18 protein-coding genes and 1 pseudogene are annotated in these 16437 nt (G+C 62.2%); 11 read left to right on the forward strand and 8 right to left on the reverse strand.

Going from position 1 to position 16437, the window contains the following annotated elements:
- The coding region (locus EN991_RS04290; protein ID WP_127274694.1) for an NUDIX domain-containing protein at nt 1–360 on the reverse strand (360 nt) is incomplete at its 3' end.
- 225 nt (nt 361–585) lie between these two features.
- On the opposite strand from EN991_RS04290, the gene EN991_RS04295 reads away from it, so the two are divergent.
- The 3 genes from EN991_RS04295 (at nt 586) to EN991_RS04305 (ending at nt 2350) form a co-directional block, all read left to right on the forward strand.
- Nucleotides 586–1689, forward strand: a complete 1104-nt coding sequence (locus EN991_RS04295) for an NADH:flavin oxidoreductase/NADH oxidase (protein WP_127368223.1) — start codon at nt 586–588, stop codon at nt 1687–1689.
- Nucleotides 1690–1801: 112 nt separating this feature from the next.
- The gene (locus EN991_RS04300; RefSeq protein ID WP_013532012.1) at nt 1802–2080 is read left to right on the forward strand and encodes a DUF982 domain-containing protein; all 279 of its coding nucleotides are present in this window, start codon (nt 1802–1804) and stop codon (nt 2078–2080) included.
- A 30-nt stretch (nt 2081–2110) separates the two neighbouring features.
- The gene (locus EN991_RS04305; protein ID WP_013532013.1) at nt 2111–2350 is read left to right on the forward strand and encodes a DUF2188 domain-containing protein; all 240 of its coding nucleotides are present in this window, start codon (nt 2111–2113) and stop codon (nt 2348–2350) included.
- A gap of 158 nt (nt 2351–2508) precedes the next feature.
- On the opposite strand, the gene EN991_RS40715 is transcribed toward EN991_RS04305, so the two are convergent.
- Nucleotides 2509–3060 carry a hypothetical protein gene (locus EN991_RS40715; RefSeq protein ID WP_245460894.1) on the reverse strand — a complete coding sequence of 184 codons (552 nt, stop codon included), beginning with the start codon at nt 3058–3060 and terminating at the stop codon, nt 2509–2511.
- Nucleotides 3061–3186: 126 nt separating this feature from the next.
- On the opposite strand from EN991_RS40715, the gene EN991_RS04315 reads away from it, so the two are divergent.
- The 8 genes from EN991_RS04315 (at nt 3187) to EN991_RS04350 (ending at nt 11453) form a co-directional block, all read left to right on the forward strand.
- Nucleotides 3187–3930 carry a competence/damage-inducible protein A gene (locus tag EN991_RS04315; protein WP_127368224.1) on the forward strand — a complete coding sequence of 248 codons (744 nt, stop codon included), beginning with the start codon at nt 3187–3189 and terminating at the stop codon, nt 3928–3930.
- An 81-nt stretch (nt 3931–4011) separates the two neighbouring features.
- A complete protein-coding gene (locus EN991_RS04320; protein ID WP_024504401.1) occupies nt 4012–4845 on the forward strand; it encodes a universal stress protein in 834 nt (277 codons plus the stop codon).
- Between the two features lie 131 nt (nt 4846–4976).
- Nucleotides 4977–5477 (forward strand): xanthine phosphoribosyltransferase, encoded by a 501-nt coding sequence (gene gpt / locus EN991_RS04325; protein WP_013532017.1) that lies wholly within the window; start codon nt 4977–4979, stop codon nt 5475–5477.
- A 210-nt stretch (nt 5478–5687) separates the two neighbouring features.
- Nucleotides 5688–6176 (forward strand): NUDIX hydrolase, encoded by a 489-nt coding sequence (locus EN991_RS04330; protein ID WP_013532018.1) that lies wholly within the window; start codon nt 5688–5690, stop codon nt 6174–6176.
- 133 nt (nt 6177–6309) lie between these two features.
- Complete coding sequence (locus EN991_RS04335) at nt 6310–6621, forward strand: PilZ domain-containing protein (protein WP_013532019.1); 312 nt, start codon at nt 6310–6312, stop codon at nt 6619–6621.
- Nucleotides 6622–7252: 631 nt separating this feature from the next.
- Nucleotides 7253–11035, forward strand: a complete 3783-nt coding sequence (locus EN991_RS04340; protein ID WP_027162598.1) for a vitamin B12-dependent ribonucleotide reductase — start codon at nt 7253–7255, stop codon at nt 11033–11035.
- Between the two features lie 6 nt (nt 11036–11041).
- Nucleotides 11042–11242: a type II toxin-antitoxin system HicA family toxin gene (locus EN991_RS04345; protein WP_013532021.1), complete on the forward strand. Its 201-nt coding sequence runs from the start codon at nt 11042–11044 to the stop codon at nt 11240–11242.
- A 4-nt stretch (nt 11243–11246) separates the two neighbouring features.
- On the forward strand, nt 11247–11453 hold the full coding sequence (locus EN991_RS04350) for a type II toxin-antitoxin system HicB family antitoxin (protein WP_024504399.1): 207 nt from the start codon (nt 11247–11249) through the stop codon (nt 11451–11453).
- 44 nt (nt 11454–11497) lie between these two features.
- On the opposite strand, the gene EN991_RS04355 is transcribed toward EN991_RS04350, so the two are convergent.
- The 6 genes and pseudogenes from EN991_RS04355 to EN991_RS04380 form a co-directional block, all read right to left on the reverse strand.
- On the reverse strand, nt 11498–11725 hold the full coding sequence (locus EN991_RS04355; protein ID WP_244506949.1) for a hypothetical protein: 228 nt from the start codon (nt 11723–11725) through the stop codon (nt 11498–11500).
- Between the two features lie 70 nt (nt 11726–11795).
- Nucleotides 11796–12626, reverse strand: a complete 831-nt coding sequence (gene fghA, locus EN991_RS04360) for an S-formylglutathione hydrolase (RefSeq protein ID WP_127368226.1) — start codon at nt 12624–12626, stop codon at nt 11796–11798.
- A gap of 100 nt (nt 12627–12726) precedes the next feature.
- The gene (locus tag EN991_RS04365; protein WP_027162602.1) at nt 12727–13536 is read right to left on the reverse strand and encodes a formylmethanofuran dehydrogenase subunit C; all 810 of its coding nucleotides are present in this window, start codon (nt 13534–13536) and stop codon (nt 12727–12729) included.
- Nucleotides 13533–14441 carry a formylmethanofuran--tetrahydromethanopterin N-formyltransferase gene (gene fhcD, locus EN991_RS04370; RefSeq protein ID WP_127368227.1) on the reverse strand — a complete coding sequence of 303 codons (909 nt, stop codon included), beginning with the start codon at nt 14439–14441 and terminating at the stop codon, nt 13533–13535. Before fhcD ends, EN991_RS04365 begins: the two co-directional genes overlap by 4 nt.
- A complete protein-coding gene (locus EN991_RS04375; RefSeq protein ID WP_127368228.1) occupies nt 14429–16060 on the reverse strand; it encodes a formylmethanofuran dehydrogenase subunit A in 1632 nt (543 codons plus the stop codon). The genes fhcD and EN991_RS04375 overlap by 13 nt, the downstream gene beginning before the upstream one ends.
- Nucleotides 16054–16437, reverse strand: a pseudogene (locus EN991_RS04380) (tungsten formylmethanofuran dehydrogenase); the annotation flags it as partial. The gene EN991_RS04375 and the pseudogene EN991_RS04380, both read right to left, overlap by 7 nt.

The following is a 16437-nucleotide window of genomic DNA, read 5'->3' on the forward strand; positions in this document are numbered from 1 at the left end:
GCTCATATAGGGCGAAAACAGCCGCTCGATATCCTTCAAGCGATAACCCAGCTCTTCCTCGGCTTCCTTGCGGATGGCGGTCTCCGGATCGTTTTCGTCCAACAGGCCGGCACAGGCCTCGATCAGCGGCTCGCGGTGGCCGGTGACGTAAGCGGGATAGCGGAACTGGCGCACCAGAAGCACGGTCGAACGCAAGGGGTCGTAAGGCAGGATCACCGCACCATCGCCGCGATCATAGGTCTGGCGGATTTGCGTCTCCCACTGACCGTCGCGCCGGCGGTAGTCGAGGACGGTCTTCTTCAGGATGGCCCAGTCGTCGGAGAGGATTTCCTCCGAACGGACGCGAATACGATCTTCCATCCCGGTCTCCATGCTAAAGCGCGTCGCGCTTCATGCTCCTGTTTATGCCTGTCGTTCTCCCAAAACCGGAGCCACTTTTGGGAGACATGCCTGGCCGAGGCGTAGCCGCGAACCGGCATTTCGGCAATCCCGCCCGTGATTGGTCCAGAAGCCCTTTCACCGCCTCGTGTCTGGCGCAGGCGCCATCGGTCGCCTAAATAGCTGCGAACCCTCCCGGAGTTTCTCATGACAGCGTCGCTTTTCCAGTCGATCACTCTCAACGGCCTCACCTTCCCCAACCGCATCGCCGTCGCGCCGATGTGCCAGTATTCCGCCGAGGACGGCTCGGCCAGCGACTGGCATCTCCATCACTGGATGAACCTCGCAATGTCCGGCGCCGGCATGGTCACGGTCGAGATGACCGATGTCGAGCGGCGCGGGCGTATCACCCATGGCTGCCTCGGCCTTTACTCCGAAGACAATGAAGCGGCCGCCCGCCGCGCGCTGGACGCTGCACGACGCGTCGCCGCACCCGGCACGAAATTCGGCTCCCAACTCGCCCATGCCGGCCGCAAGGCTTCGAACCGCAAGCCGTGGGAGGGCGGCGGACCACTGCAGCCAAACGAGGATCCCTGGCAGACCGTCTCCGCCTCGGCCATCCCCTACGACACCGGCTGGAACGTGCCGCACGCTCTGGAGGACGAGGAGATCCTACAGCTGATCGAGCGCTTCGCCGAGGCGGCAAGGCGAGCCGAACGCGCCGGCTTCGATTTCCTCGAACTGCACGCCGCGCATGGCTATTTGATCTTCCAGTTCCTGTCGCCCTTGTCCAACCAGCGCACGGACCGCTGGGGTGGCGCGCTGGAAAACCGCATGCGTTTTGCCGTCGAAATCACCAAGGCGGTGCGCAAGGCGGTGCCAAAGCTGATGCTCGGCGCAAGGCTGTCCGTGAAGGATTGGGTCGACGGCGGCTTCGACGTGGCGGACGCGATCGAAGTGGCCAAAGCGCTGAAGGACGAGGGCGTTGCCTATCTCTGCTGTTCGAGCGGCGGCAATTCGCCGTTGCAGAAATTGCCCACCGGCCCCGGCTATCAGGTGCATCTGGCGGAGGCGGTGCGCAAGGGCGCTGATATTCCGACCCGCGCCGTCGGCCTGATCGACGACCCCAAGCAGGCCGAAGCGATCGTCACCGAGGGCCGCGCCGACATGGTGGCGCTGGCGCGGGCCTTCCTGGCTGATCCGCGCTGGGGGTGGCGTGCGGCGGCGACATTCAGCGAGACAATCCACCCGGCGCCACAACTTGCCCGTTCGGTGACCACGATGCAGCATTGGATGAAGGCGGCGGGCTGAACGGTTCGCGCTCCCGACACGGCGCTGTAGAGCCTTCAAACAGCCTCTGAGACGTTTGGGCGCAGGCTGACGGCCATGGTTGCAACCAAATTGGCTGCTTTGCGTTGCGGCCATGATGGACAACAAACCTTTTGAAGTGCCGGTCGTCGTCGAACTTGGCCACGTCGGCAAATATCGCCACATCCGCAGCGCCCAGGAGGCCGCGGAGTGCCTGATGACGGTGTGGCCGCTCAATCGCGGCCCGCGCCATCGTGATGCCCTCGACACTTGCCTCAAAGTGCTGGAAGGTTATCGTTCGACAGCAGATGCGCGCCGGGCGCTGATTGAAGCCGCCAAGGAATCGGAAGTGCTGGTGCCCGACGACAGACTGCCCGACGACCGACTGCATTGAGCAGACGGACCTTTCAACCGGAGGTTTTTCATGGCGAAGCTGACTTACAAGATCGTCGAACATGACGGCGGCTGGGCCTACAAGGTCGGAGCGACCTTTTCCGAGACGTTTCCGACGCATCAGGACGCGTTGCGCGCCGCCGAAATCGCCTCGGCCGAGCAGCAGGTCGCCGGAGCGACGGACGGCATCCAGTATGAGGACGCCGAGGGAAAATGGCATGAGGAACTGGCCGACGGCCGCGACCGGCCGCAGACAGAAGTCTCGGATTGATCGGTGTCGCGGTTGATGTGGAGCGGTTCGACGGAGCGCCGACCGCAGCGCCGTCCGGAGAGAGGACGCGCCAGCGGCCAGCGGCTGTCCTTGCGGACTAGCCCTCGAACATGGATTTCCAGAAAATCGGCGTGCGCTTTTCGGAAATCGCGTTCTGGCTATTTGCCGCAATACTGATCGTTGACGTTTTGCCCTGCGTTAGCGTCCGGGCCTGGTGTGTTGTGGGCACATGGGCCTATTGCGCCGGTGTTGCCTTGAGTGTTCAACCCGGAGCCGTCACTGATGCTTCCCGTGGTGTAGGGGTCGACAGTTGTCTGGTCGTTGTTACCGAACAGCCACCAGTCATGATTGTTTGAGTACCTGTCGTCCAGTGACTGCGCCATCGCCGATGTGGCGAGACCAATCGTCAGGACGGATGCTGCGAGAAGTTTTGTAACCATTGAATCACTCCGTATCTTAGCCGCTTTGGTGCGACACTCATAAAACCCGGTAGTCAGCCGAATGGTTCCTTGAAATTGTCGTGAAGCTGAGGTGAGGCCCCGATCAGCCCGGCCGGCGATGCGCTCGATGGATGCGGCGGTTCGCTCCGCGGCCACGAATTGCGGCACGTGCCCCTTGCCGTTGGGCCCCTCGATGCGGCCGAGATCTTGCTCGACCGCCACGTTATCGCAGAACATGGTGTGGAAACGAGTTGGCTTCGACCGAGCCATCCACCTCCGGCGGTCATGTAGTCGGGCAGGGAAGCCGGCGCCGCGGAGATGACATTGCGGCCACCGCCGCGCCGCGCTATCTCAGACCACTCGCCTTCCCGGGCCACTCGCTTGCCGGAGCTTCCCATGCCTGAAATCGTGACCGCTGCCATGCTCGTCATCGGCGATGAGATTCTGTCCGGCCGCACCAAGGACAAGAACATCGGCCATCTCGCCGACGTCATGACGGCGATCGGCATCGACCTGAAGGAAGTGCGCATCGTCCCGGACGAGGAAGACGAGATCATCGCGGCGGTGAACGCCGTGCGCGCGCGCTACACTTATGTGTTCACCACGGGCGGCATCGGGCCGACGCATGACGACATCACGGCCGATTCCATCTCCAAGGCCTTTGGCGTGCCTTGCGAATACGATGCCCGGGCCTATGCCATGCTGGAAGCAAGCTATGCCGCGCGCGGCATCGAATATACCGAGGCCCGCAAGCGCATGGCACGGATGCCGCGCGGCGCCGATCTCATCGACAATCCGGTGTCGGTCGCGCCTGGTTTCCGCATCGGCAACGTCCACGTCATGGCTGGCGTGCCGTCGATTTTCCAGGCCATGCTCGACAATGTCGTGCCGACGCTGAAGGCCGGCACGAAGATGCTGTCGGCGACCGTGCCCTGCCCGTTCGGCGAAGGCCTCATCGGGGGGCCGCTGGGTGATATCCAGAAAGCGCATCCCGATACGATCATCGGCTCCTATCCGAAATATGGCGATGGCAAGTTCTGGACCGAACTGGTCGTGCGTGCCCGCAACCAGGAGGCGCTGGACGCTGCCCGCGCCGATGTCGAGGCGATGGTCGCCGGCTTCGCCAGCAATCCCGGCTGATCTGGTCCAGACCGGAACAAAGCACGACGCTGCAACGTTTCCCCGGCACGAGTTCGCCAGCTCGTGAACTGAGGGATTGTCATGCGATTCAAAACCATCGTCGCCATTCTGCAGAACGAGCAGGACGCCGAGCGCGTGCTCGACTGCGCCATTCCGCTCGCCACCCGGTTCCAGAGCCATCTGGTCGGCATCCACGCCGAAACGCTTCCCGTGCCCTACACCTCTGCCACAGGCTTTCCCGACACCGAATTCCTGCAGGTTTCGGCAGACATGAACCGGGAACGGGCCGAGAAATTAAGGACGCTGTTTCTCAGGCATATCGAGGATTCCGGTCTTTCCTTCGAGTGGCGAAGCCTGGAGAGCTTTTCGGGTGACAGTGCGCTGACCGGGATTTCGAGCGTGCGGGCCGCCGACCTGATCATAGCAGCGCAGCGCGAAACGGGCGGCGATTCCAGCGCGGACGTTGACACGCTGGTCTACGATGCCGGCCGGCCGGTGCTGGTGGTGCCGCACGAGGGTCCGCTGATCACCACCTTCAAACGCGTCTTGCTCGCCTGGAACGGCAGCAAGGAAGCGGCGCGCGCCGCCTTCGACGCGCTGCCCTTCATCATCGAAGCCGAGAAGACCGACATATTGGTTATCGACCCTCCTGAAACGCTCGACGACAGCCCGGAGGCCGCCGGCGCCGAAATCGCGGCAGCGCTGTCGCGCCACGGCGCCACCGTCAGCGTCTCGGTGCAGCAGTCGGGCGGCAGTTCGGTCGATGACATCATCCAGACCAGGATCGCGGAGACCGGCGCCGATCTGCTGGTGCTCGGCGCCTACAGCCATTCATGGCTGCGCCAGCTTCTGTTCGGCGGCGTGACGCGCAGCGTTCTGCGCACCGCGCCGGTGGCAGCCTTCCTGTCGCGGTAAGCCCACGGCGATCGCTGGCCCTTGCCTTGCCAAGGCCCCTGCTCTTGCCAAGATGGGGGCTTTCCAGCTAATTCCGCGCGCATTCCCCTGTTTTCTTGCGCGCGATCCCCGCGTGCTGTGGAGTGCGCGACATGTCCCTTCCCGAAAAAGCCTTTCCGGTCTCCTGGGACCAGTTCCATCGCGACGCTCGCGCACTCGCCTGGCGGCTTGCCGGCGCCAACAAAGGGCAATGGAAAGCGATCGTCTGCATCACGCGAGGCGGGTTGGTGCCGGCGGCGATCATCTCGCGTGAACTTGGCATCCGCGTCATCGAAACCGTCTGCGTCGCCTCCTATCACGATTATACCAGCCAGGGGCAGCTGCAGGTCCTCAAGGAGATCACCCCTGCCCTGCTCGCCGAAGACGGCGCCGGCGTGCTGATCATCGACGACCTGACCGACACCGGCAAGACGGCGGGCATCGTGCGCGCGATGATGCCCAGGGCGCATTTCGCCACCGTCTATGCCAAGCCGAAAGGCAGGCCGCTGGTCGATACTTTCGTCACCGAAGTCAGCCAGGACACCTGGATCTATTTCCCGTGGGATATGGGCTTCACCTACCAGAAGCCGATCGCCGACGACCACGCCGGCTGATTCGCAACTACCCTGTTACAGACCAGCAGCTTGCACCGGGGATGGATTTGCTTTCGCAAACAGGTCCGGCAGAGCCGGATATTTCGCGAAATCGACGTCTATTGGCGGAAATTGGCCAGGCGAATGAAATTTTTTACTTTTATTGCCGACAATTAGCCGTAAGATTCGTGAGACGGCAAACGATTCCGGAGGCTGGGGCTAGCTTCTTCGATGTTGACGAGGCCAACGACACACAATCATCTGGCCGAAAGGGTCCGACGGCTCTTCGGCACCGCGCCGTGCCGCCTGCAGGTTGCCGCCCTGCCCTGGCGCGACACGGGAGACGGCGTCGAAATCATGCTGATCACCAGCCGCGATACCGGCCGTTGGGTTTTGCCCAAGGGTTGGCCAGAGGCCAGGGAGCCGCTCTGCGAGGCCGCGGCGCGCGAAGCCGGCGAGGAGGCCGGGCTACGCGGCCGTGTCTCTCATCTTGAAGCCGGCCGTTACTTCTACGCCAAGGCGCTGGCTTCCGGCGAAGAAGTCCCGTGCGAGGTCCTGGTGTTTCCGCTGCATGTCGACAAAGTCGCGGACCGCTGGAAGGAAAAACGCTCACGCACCCGCAAATGGGTCCGTGCAAGCGAAGCGGTGCGCATGGTCAACGAACCCGACCTTTGCCAGATCATCGCCTATTTCTGCGCCGACCCGCACAGCTTCTCCTGACGGGCGGCCACACCGCGCTCTTTGCAAAATGGGACTGGCTTGCAAAGGCTGGACACGCGTTGCCGCGCATCGACATGAATGCTTTGCTAAGGAATCAAAGGTAGGATTCGGCAGCTCTGGTATTTTTTGATCGATGGCGAATCCCGCAAATCCAATTCCAAACGAGTCCGACGAGCCTGAGCGCGAGCATCGTCCGCGCGTGCTCAAGGGCGGGTCGATCATCACCGGAATTTCGAATTCGGAAGTCGGCTGCACGCTGCGCAATCAACATGAAGGCGGAGCCGAACTGAAGATACCGCTGGAAGCCCGGGTTCCCGATCGCTTCCTTCTCTATGTGCCGCTCGACGGCATTGCCTATCGGTGTGAGGTCCGCTGGCGTCGCAATGACCGTATCGGGGTGCAGTTCACCGGCACCGAGCCAAAACCCAGGCTGCACTACGGCTGATCCATTCAGGCACGACGCTTTGGATCGTTGCCGCGTCCGGATTGCCTGGTGACGGCAAAATTGCGATCGCCGCACCGCATTCTATCCCCGTTATCCACATATGTGACACACAAGATGTTGGGGTCACAAAAGCTACGCAAACGAATCCTTGACGGCGCAAAACGAGTCGCCTTTTATAGGCCATGCGCTCCTGTTGAGAGTGCGACCGGAAAGTTCTGAGCCCGGTCTTTTTCCCGGATTATGTGCGTTTTGCTCGCATTTCCGCCTGGTTACGAGGCCGGCGGAAGCGTTGGAATTGTGGGGCGGTTGGGGTCGATAGGGACAATTGTCGGGCTTGAATAAATTGTCTGTTAATACTATATTTAGTGTTTGCAGGTAGGTTCGACGCTAGATAGTGTGAATTTCCCTCGACCGAGGGAATCGGAAAAAAATCAGTTTTGAGGGACCCGTGGGTTCGTCGGCACGTTGGACAGGCACTTCGCAAGGAGTTTGACCAGCAGGGCCGGCGGAGGCTGCGAAATGGAGAGCCGGCCGTTTTCGAACGCCGGCAGACGGCGGACATGCGCGTTTCGCATCGGGGGCAGAAATCCCTGGGGAAAAGCGCTACATATAGACAAAAGGGACCGGACCAATGCGCATCGAGCGTCGTTTCACCAAGCCAGGACAGTCCGCCTATGCGGAGATCGAATTCCGCAAGGCGCTTTCGGAGATCAAGAATCCGGATGGCTCGGTGGTGTTCCGCTTGGACAATATCGACGTGCCGGCGCAGTTCTCCCAGGTCGCAGCCGATATCCTGGCACAGAAATATTTCCGCAAGGCCGGTGTTCCGGCACGCCTGAAGAAGATCGAAGAGAACGACGTCCCCTCCTTCCTGTGGCGCTCCGTCGCCGATGAGGCGGAACTCGCCAAGCTGCCGGAAGCCGAGCGCTACGGTTCCGAGATCGACGCCCGCCAGGTCTTCGACCGCCTTGCCGGCACCTGGACCTATTGGGGCTGGAAGGGCGGCTACTTCAAGGCGTCGGAAGAAGACGCACGCGCCTTCCGTGACGAGCTTGCCTACATGCTGGCCACCCAGCGCGTGGCGCCGAACTCGCCGCAATGGTTCAACACCGGCCTGCACTGGGCCTATGGCATCGACGGCCCGAGCCAGGGCCACTTCTATGTCGACCCGTTCACCGGCAAGCTGACCAAGTCGAAATCCTCCTACGAGCATCCGCAGCCGCATGCCTGCTTCATCCAGGGCGTACAGGACGACCTCGTCAATGAGGGTGGCATCATGGATCTGTGGGTGCGTGAAGCGCGCCTGTTCAAATACGGCTCCGGTACCGGCTCCAACTTCTCGCTGCTGCGCGGCGAAGGCGAAAAACTGTCCGGTGGCGGCCGCTCGTCGGGCCTGATGAGCTTCCTCAAGATCGGCGACCGCGCGGCGGGCGCCATCAAGTCGGGCGGCACGACGCGCCGTGCCGCGAAAATGGTCATTGTCGACGCCGACCACCCCGATATCGAGGAATTCATCGACTGGAAGGTCAATGAAGAGCAGAAGGTCGCCTCGCTGGTGACCGGCTCCAAGATCGTCAAGAAGCATCTCGAAGCGATCATGAAGGCCTGCGTCAACTGCGAAGGCAATGGCGACGACTGCTTCGATCCGTCGATCAACTCCGCGCTGAAGCGCGAGATCAAGGCGGCCAAGAAGTCCGCCGTGCCGGAGAACTACATCTACCGCGTCATCCAGTTCGCCAAGCAGGGCTACAGCTCGATGTCGTTCAAGACCTACGACACAGACTGGGATTCGGACGCCTACCTCACGGTTTCGGGCCAGAATTCCAACAATTCGGTGTCGCTGAAGGACAATTTCCTGCGTGCCGTCGAGGACGATGCCGACTGGCACCTGACCGCCCGCAAGGACGGCAAGGTGCTGAAGACGCTGAAGGCCAGGGATCTCTGGGAAAAGATCGGTTACGCCGCCTGGGCGTCCGCGGATCCCGGCCTGCATTTCAACACGACGATGAACGACTGGCACACCTGCGCTTCCGCCGGTGCGATCCGGGCGTCCAACCCGTGCTCCGAATACATGTTCCTCGACGACACGGCCTGCAATCTCGCCTCGATCAATCTGCTGCCCTACCGCAACGCCGACGGCACGATCGACATCGCAGCCTACGAGCACACGGTGCGGCTGTGGACCATCGTGCTCGAAATCTCCGTCATGATGGCGCAGTTCCCGTCGAAGGAGATCGCCAAGCAGTCCTACGAATACCGCACGCTCGGCCTCGGCTATGCCAATATCGGCGGCCTGCTGATGACGTCGGGCATTCCCTACGACTCCGATGAAGGCCGCGCGATCTGCGCCGCACTCACCGCGATCATGACCGGCATGGCCTATGCCACCTCGGCCGAGATGGCCGGCGAACTCGGCGCCTTCGCCGACTACGACCGCAATGCCCAGAACATGCTGCGCGTCATGCGCAACCATCGCCGTGCCGCCTATGGCGAGAAGCAGGGCTACGAAAAGCTCGCCGTCAACCCGGTGCCGCTCGTCGCTTCCGACCTGAAGCAGCAGGACCTTGCAACCCACGCCAAGGCCGCCTGGGACCGCGCCATCGAGCTCGGCGAGGAGCATGGCTACCGCAACGCGCAGGCGACCGTCATCGCGCCGACCGGCACGATCGGCCTGGTCATGGATTGCGACACCACCGGCATCGAGCCCGACTTCGCGCTGGTGAAGTTCAAGAAGCTGGCCGGCGGCGGCTATTTCAAGATCATCAACCGCGCCGTGCCGGAAGCGCTGCGCACGCTCGGCTATTCCGAAGCCCAGATCGCCGAAATGGAGGCCTATGCGGTCGGCCACGGCAACCTCAACCAGGCGCCGGCCATCAATCCCGGCGCGCTCAAGGCCAAGGGCTTCACCGACGACAAGATCGCGGCGCTCAACGCAGCCTTGAAGTCGGCCTTCGACATCAAGTTCGTCTTCAACCAGTGGACGCTCGGCGCCGACTGGGTGAAGGAGACGTTCGGCTTCACCGACGAGCAGCTCAACGACTTCTCGTTCGAGATGCTGCCGGCGCTCGGCTTCTCCCGCAAGGACATCGAGGCCGCCAACATCCATGTCTGCGGTGCCATGACACTGGAAGGCGCGCCGTTCCTCAAGGCCGAACACCTCGCCGTGTTCGACTGCGCCAGCCCGTGCGGCAAGATCGGCAAGCGCTCGCTTTCGATCAACAGCCACATCCAGATGATGGCGGCGGCACAGCCCTTCATTTCCGGCGCCATCTCGAAGACCATCAACATGCCCAACGATGCGACGGTGGAAGATGCCAAGGGCGCCTACATGCTGTCGTGGAAGCTGGCGCTGAAGGCCAACGCGCTCTACCGCGACGGCTCGAAACTGTCGCAGCCGCTCAACTCCTCGCTGCTCGCCGATGGCGAGGACGATGAGGATGAAGCCGTCGAGCAGCTGCTCGCCGCACCTGCGGCAGCGCGTGCCGCACAGATCACCGAGCGGATCGTCGAGCGCATCATCGAGCGCGTGTCGCGCGAGCAGGAAAAGCTGCCCGGCCGCCGCAAGGGTTACACGCAGAAAGCCAAGATCGGTGGCAACACCATCTTCCTGCGCACCGGCGAATATGACGATGGCCGTCTCGGCGAGATCTTCATCGACATGAACAAGGAAGGCGCGACTTTGCGTGGCCTTCTCAACAACTTCGCCATCGCCATTTCGTTGGGCCTGCAATATGGCGTGCCGCTCGACGAATATGTGCACGCCTTCACCTTCACCAAGTTCGAGCCGGCCGGCATGGTGCAGGGCAATGACGCCATCAAGAGCGCGACGTCGATCCTCGACTACGTGTTCCGCGAGCTGGCGATCTCCTACCTCGGCCGCAACGATCTCGCTCATGTCGACCAGTCGGACTTTTCCAACACCGCACTTGGCCGTGGCATCAGCGAAGGCAAGACCGATGCGGTCTCCAAGGGCCTGACCCGTGGCGCCTCGCCGGTGAAGCTGGTGTCGCGCGTCAGCGGCAACGATCCGAAAGGCTTTGCGGCCCCATCGGGCGCCCCTGCCCGCTCGGCACCGACCGCCTTCTCCGGCTCCAACGTGCTGGCGCTGAAACCCGCCAGCGACGAAGCGGTCGCCTACAAGCGCGACTATGAGGAGCGGGCGAAGGAACTGGCCGAGGACATCGCCTTCGAGGAAGCGGCGGGTGCTGCCTCCGATGCCACGGCGGGATTGTTCACCGACGCGGCGGCCGTCGAGGCGGCCGAAGCAAAAAAACTCGCCAACGACCGCCGCGCCAAATCGCTGCTCCAGGGCTACACCGGCAATTCCTGCTCCGAGTGCCAGAATTTCACGATGGTGCGGAACGGGACCTGTGAGAAGTGCGATACGTGTGGCTCGACGAGCGGGTGCAGCTGAGATCTAGTGCCACCTCGGCTTACAGTTCGCGAGATCATTCGCCTGCTGGAGGCCGATGGCTGGTATCTGGTTGCAACCAAGGGCAGCCATCGCCAATATAAGCATGAAGTCAAAGCCGGCCGCGTCACCGTGGCTGGCAAGCCGTCTGAAGAGGTTGCGCCAGGAACACTGAACAGCATCCTCAAGCAGTCAGGTTTGAAGGAGTGATGACATGCGTTACGCGGTGGTGATTGAAAAAGCAGGAAATAATTTTTCTGCCTATGTGCCGGACCTACCCGGCTGCATCGCGACAGGTGCCACTGTGCCTGAAGTGGAAACCGAGATTCGCGATGCAATACGCTTTCACATCGAAGGTTTGCGAGCCGATGGGCTGGATGTGCCCAAGGGTGTCAGCCTCGCGGAATACGTAGAGGCATAGAGGCAGGCCTCCACTCGATCCGGATCAGGCTCTGGTCCGGGCGTCTAACTCGCCGGCAACACCCTTAGCGTCTGCTTGTCAAACAGCGGCTCGTCCTGGCCGATGCGGACGAACAGCAGCTTCCGACCCTCGCCCAAGGGCACTTCGAAATACTGGATGCCATCAGGCATTTCGCCCCAGCAGCCGCAGGGTGGGTCGGGAACCTCATCGGGGCTGGCCAGTGCTTTCAGTATTTTCGCGATCCAGGGATGTGTAGCGTTTGACGGCGGCAAGCGCGGCGCTCTCGGTGTAAGGCGTCGCAATAACTTGTTTGCATCTGGCCATGCCTTCGGCCTGCCCAGATCAAAGCCTCTCAGCATGCCATCTCAGATGATCGTCCATGAAGCTGGAGATGAAAAGATACGAGTGATCGTATCCATCCTGCATCCGCAGCTTTAGCGGAATACCTGCTGTGGCGCAGGCCGCCTCAAGCAGCCAAGGCCTCAGCCCGTCGTCAAGAAATCCATCCGACGTTCCCTGATCCACCAAAAATTCGGGGAAACGGTATCCGTCGTCGATGAGCGACGTCGCGTCGCAAGTTCGCCATGAGGCCTCATCCTTGCCGAGATACTTTTCAAAGGCCGGTTTCGACCAGCCGGCGGTGCTTGGCTGGGCGATCGGGGCGAACGCCGAGCAGCTCTTGAACCGCTGCGGATTCTTCAAGGCAATCGTCAGCGCGCCATGCCCGCCCATCGAATGGCCAAAGATTGCCTGGCGTGCCATATCGGCTGGAAATTCAGCCGCGATGAGGGCCGGCAACTCCTCGGCGACATAGGAATACATACGATAGTTCTTCGCATAAGGCTCTTGCGTCGCATCGAGATAGAAGCCGGCGCCGGAGCCGAACTGCCAGTTGTCTTTTTCATCCGGAATGTCGGCCCCGCGCGGGCTGGTGTCGGGACAAACGACGATCAGGCCGAGCTCGGCCGCCATGCGCCTGTACTCGCCCTTGTCCATTACATTGGCGTGGGTACACGTCAGGCCTGAGAGATACCACACAACGGGACAAGGCGCCTCCCGCGCCTGCGGAGGTATGAAAACGGCAAAAGTCATGTCGCAACGGCAACTCGTCGACAAATGGGAATAGACGCCCTGCACGCCGCCATGGGCTTTCGCTTGAGAGATGATTTTCATGTGTTCTCCACGTTGCAGGTCGAATGACGGTCGGCCCCACCACTACCCCAGCGGCAAGCACTTGCGTCCTGCCATCGTATGGTTCCTGTGTCGACGGATCTCAGCGCGGAAAAAGAACCTCGCCCATTCCAAGCACTGCGTTATCCCCGCCATATTTGCGCGGTGCGCTCCCCAGAAGCGGCCGTTTCAAAATGCCCTCGGCAATCAGATAACGATCGATGATGGCGGCGAAGACGCTTTCGGGTGCGCCGCATTCGACGAAGCTCGGCGACATGCGTGCCGGCGCGCGATCGAGAAGGATCGAACCGCGACGCATCAGATAGCCGGGCATCTCACCGGTGCCACCGGCCACCACCAGGGTGCCGGCGATCATACGGCTGCCTGCATGGTCGCCGGAGCCTTTCAGCACCGCGATCAGGCCGCGCCGCATGCGGTCCGCGGCGAAGGCGCCCGCTTTGCCCCTGACAATCAAAACACCGCCGTTCATGCCGGCCAGTTCCCCGACGAGCGGCGCACCGAGGTGGTCGCCGGCATTGCCCGTTATCTCAAGCCTGCCGCCGCGCATGCCGGAGCCGGCGTGTGGACCCGCATTGCCTTCGATCGTGAGCTTGCCACCGCGCATGGCGCGCCCGGCCTGGGCGCCGGCATTGCCAACGAGGCGAACCGACCCACCCCGCATGCCTTGCGCCACAAGGTCGAGGCGCGTGCTTCCGCCCTCGAACACGATGTTTGTCGGATCGCTGCCGGCGACGCGAAAAATGTCGCCCACCTTCGAGCCGTGCTTCGTCATGCCGATCTGGATTCTTTCAACGTCGCGCCTGTCGATCCCGGCCAGCCGCTCCGGCGTCAGCGGCGACAGGTCAAGGCGCTCCGGCGGCTCGGCAACCAGGGTGAAGGTCAGCGCCTTCATGGCAGCATATCCTTCAGCGAGTAGATGAATTTTCCGAGCTTGCCGCCGTAATTGCCGGCGCTGATCCGAACCGCGCCTCTTTTCGGGCCGAGCTCTATGACAGCCTTGATGCCGGCCTTCATCGCGGCGGCAACTGCATCATTGGTCTCACCATCGATGACGATTTCCAGGACAGCGTTGATGTCGGGACCGAGTTCACTCGCGACGACGCCGCGCAGTGTCGGCGCGTAGGCTTCGTTGGCCGAGGCGATCATGCCTTTGTATTTGCCACCAATCTTGGAACCCGAACGGGCAATGCCGCCCGGAAACGGCACGATGGCGCCAGGCACCATGCCGATCGCAGCGACCGCGGCCTCGGCAGCGGCCAAAGCGCTGGCGCTGCTTTGCGCCATGACAAAGAAATTGCCGCCACCGACAGCTTCCTTCGTCAGTCCGGTCGTTGCTTCGCACAGGAACTCGCCATCCATGACGGGAATACGCCAGAAATGCCTGTCGCCGATCTTCTTGGAGATCTGCCAGCCGTCGCCGAAATAACGCAGTGCCGAACCGAGCTTGAGCTCGGCGCTGCCCTGCAGCCCGGCAAAGCAGGCGGAACCCGGCGAGGTCAAAACGCACTGGCCGACACGATTGAGCAGTTGTTTCTGCAATTCGTCCGTTCCCATCGCGAAAATCATGACGCGGCAGCCCGGCCGGCCATCCGGTGTGGCCGATGGCGGCAGGTCGAGATCGATTGCCGCTTCGCAGCCGCAACCGATCACCGAGGTGGCGAAGCCGGTCATTGTGATCGCCGCCTGGCGAGCCCATTTCCGGCTCGGCGCGGTGATGACGATGGCGGTTGCGCGCATGCCGAAGGCTTCCGCGAAGGTATCGTCGATCGTTACGCCATTGATGCTCATGTTCGGCATGGCACCTCGCCGAATGGCTGTTCGCGCGCAATCGCGGAATCCGGGAAATTAAACCAGTCCAGCGACAGGCCGTAGCGCTGCTGGTGATAGTCCTCGAGCCGTCGCACCATTGCCTTGTCGACAGGCGGCTTGAGCCTCAATGCCTTGCCCCAGCGGTAATGGATGATTTCCCCGTCTTGCACGACGAGATCGCCATCCTTGAAAACATACGCCGCCTGTCCGAGCATTTTCGCGATACTGCGGTCCCTGCGATAGACAGCGACGTCGGCTGTTGCGCCGGCGCCGAGATGGCCTCGATCCGTCAAGCCGAGCAGCTTGGCTGGCGCCGCGCGCGTCATGATGGCGATTTCCTCGAACGTGTATTCGCGGTCGATTGCGGCCAGGGTAGAGAGCGCCAGGGCGGATAGGGAAAGTCCGGCGGCCATTTCGGTGCGCGCTTCCCGGCTCATCAGCAGTTCGAACAGCGCCGGATAGGCGGTAAAAGGTGCACCGTTGGGATGATCGGTGGTGAAGAACACACGCCAGGGATCGTCGATCAGGAGAAAAAGCTCGAGCCCGATCGCCCACTGCATCGTGCCGTAGAAGTCCTTGCCATAGCTGTAGGGCACGATGCCGCCGCCATTGCCGTCACCGTCATGAATGACGGTCTTTTTCGGATGCGCGCTGCCGCGCGCCGAAAATTGCCGCATGACGTCGGAGGAGACCGTGACCGTCTGGCCGAACATCACCTGGCCGATATCGATGGTGACTTCCGGCGTCGCGTTGACCAGTTCGGCAAGCCGTGCGGCGGCAGAGGAAAACCCGCGTTTTCCTTCCGTGCCATAGCCATAGAACTGGAGGTGGGCGAGATGCAGCGGCAGTCCATCCGCCGCTGCAATCGTCGCAGCCGCCGTATCCGCCGATCCGGGGCTGCCCAGATTGTTGCAATGGACATGCAAGGGATGCGGCAAGCCAAGATTGTCGACGGCGGCCTGCAGCGTCTTGACGATCTTGCGCGAACTGACGCCATAGGAAGGCACGACATCATCCAGCGAGAAGGTGCGGACGTTCTCCTTGAAGGCGGCCGCCGCACCGGCGTTGATCACCTTGACCCCAAGCGCTCGCGTCGAAGCGACCGTCCAGGCGACATAGTCCTCGATCATCGTCCGGGGGGCGTCGTCGCGGATCATCGACAACAGGAAATCGTCATTGCCGAGAATGGCAAGGGTCGCTTTGTCGATGATCGGGATGTCGGCCAGTTCGAGATGCGTGTGCAGCGCCGCTCCCGGCGACATCGCCGGCTCGACGACCGTCGTAAAGCCCATCTTTGCGTAGAGGCAGCCGGTCTGGAAGGTCGACCAGCCGGCATTGGAGAGCGGCGTCATTGCTGGCCGCAGCTGATGGGCGGCATGCTGTTCGGGCAAGAGCAGCCGCGCGGTGTTCACATTGCCGCCACCGATGTGGGAGTGGATGTCGATGGCGCCAGCCATCACGATGCAGCCGCTGGCTTCGATGGTCCGGTCGGCCGCCCCTCCCGCCGGCGCCGGAACGATCTTGTCGTCCTTGATCCAGAGGTCGCCCTTGTCGAGACGGCCGTTGACGGGATCGATGATGTCGCCGCCGGCGATTTTCGTCAGCATGGCAGTGCCTCGGCGAAAGCGTGGGTAGCGATCAGGCGGATGATCGTCGCGGCGGAGGGCAATTGCGAGGCCGCTTGCGCATCGATCGACCTGAGCGAGCCCGTGCGGCTGGAGTAGACAACCGCATCGTGATCGACTCCAGCCTCGCCGATGGCCATGGTGACTGCGGCGCCGGCAACCGGCTTTTCCGTTTTCGTCAGCACAATCAGCGCCATGCGTGCCCTTTTTTTCTGTAGTTGAGCCGTTGCGGCGGAGATCCGCAGGTGCAGGTCAGCTTCGCCGGCAGCGATCATGCGCTCCACATCGCAGCGCCAGGGATCGAATTCAGGGAGGCCGCGCGCAAAGCCGGTGCGCAGCGGAAAACCTGTCATCCAGGC

The sequence above is a fragment of the Mesorhizobium sp. M7A.F.Ca.US.005.03.2.1 genome, assembly GCF_003997795.1.
GTDB lineage: Bacteria > Pseudomonadota > Alphaproteobacteria > Rhizobiales > Rhizobiaceae > Mesorhizobium > Mesorhizobium ciceri.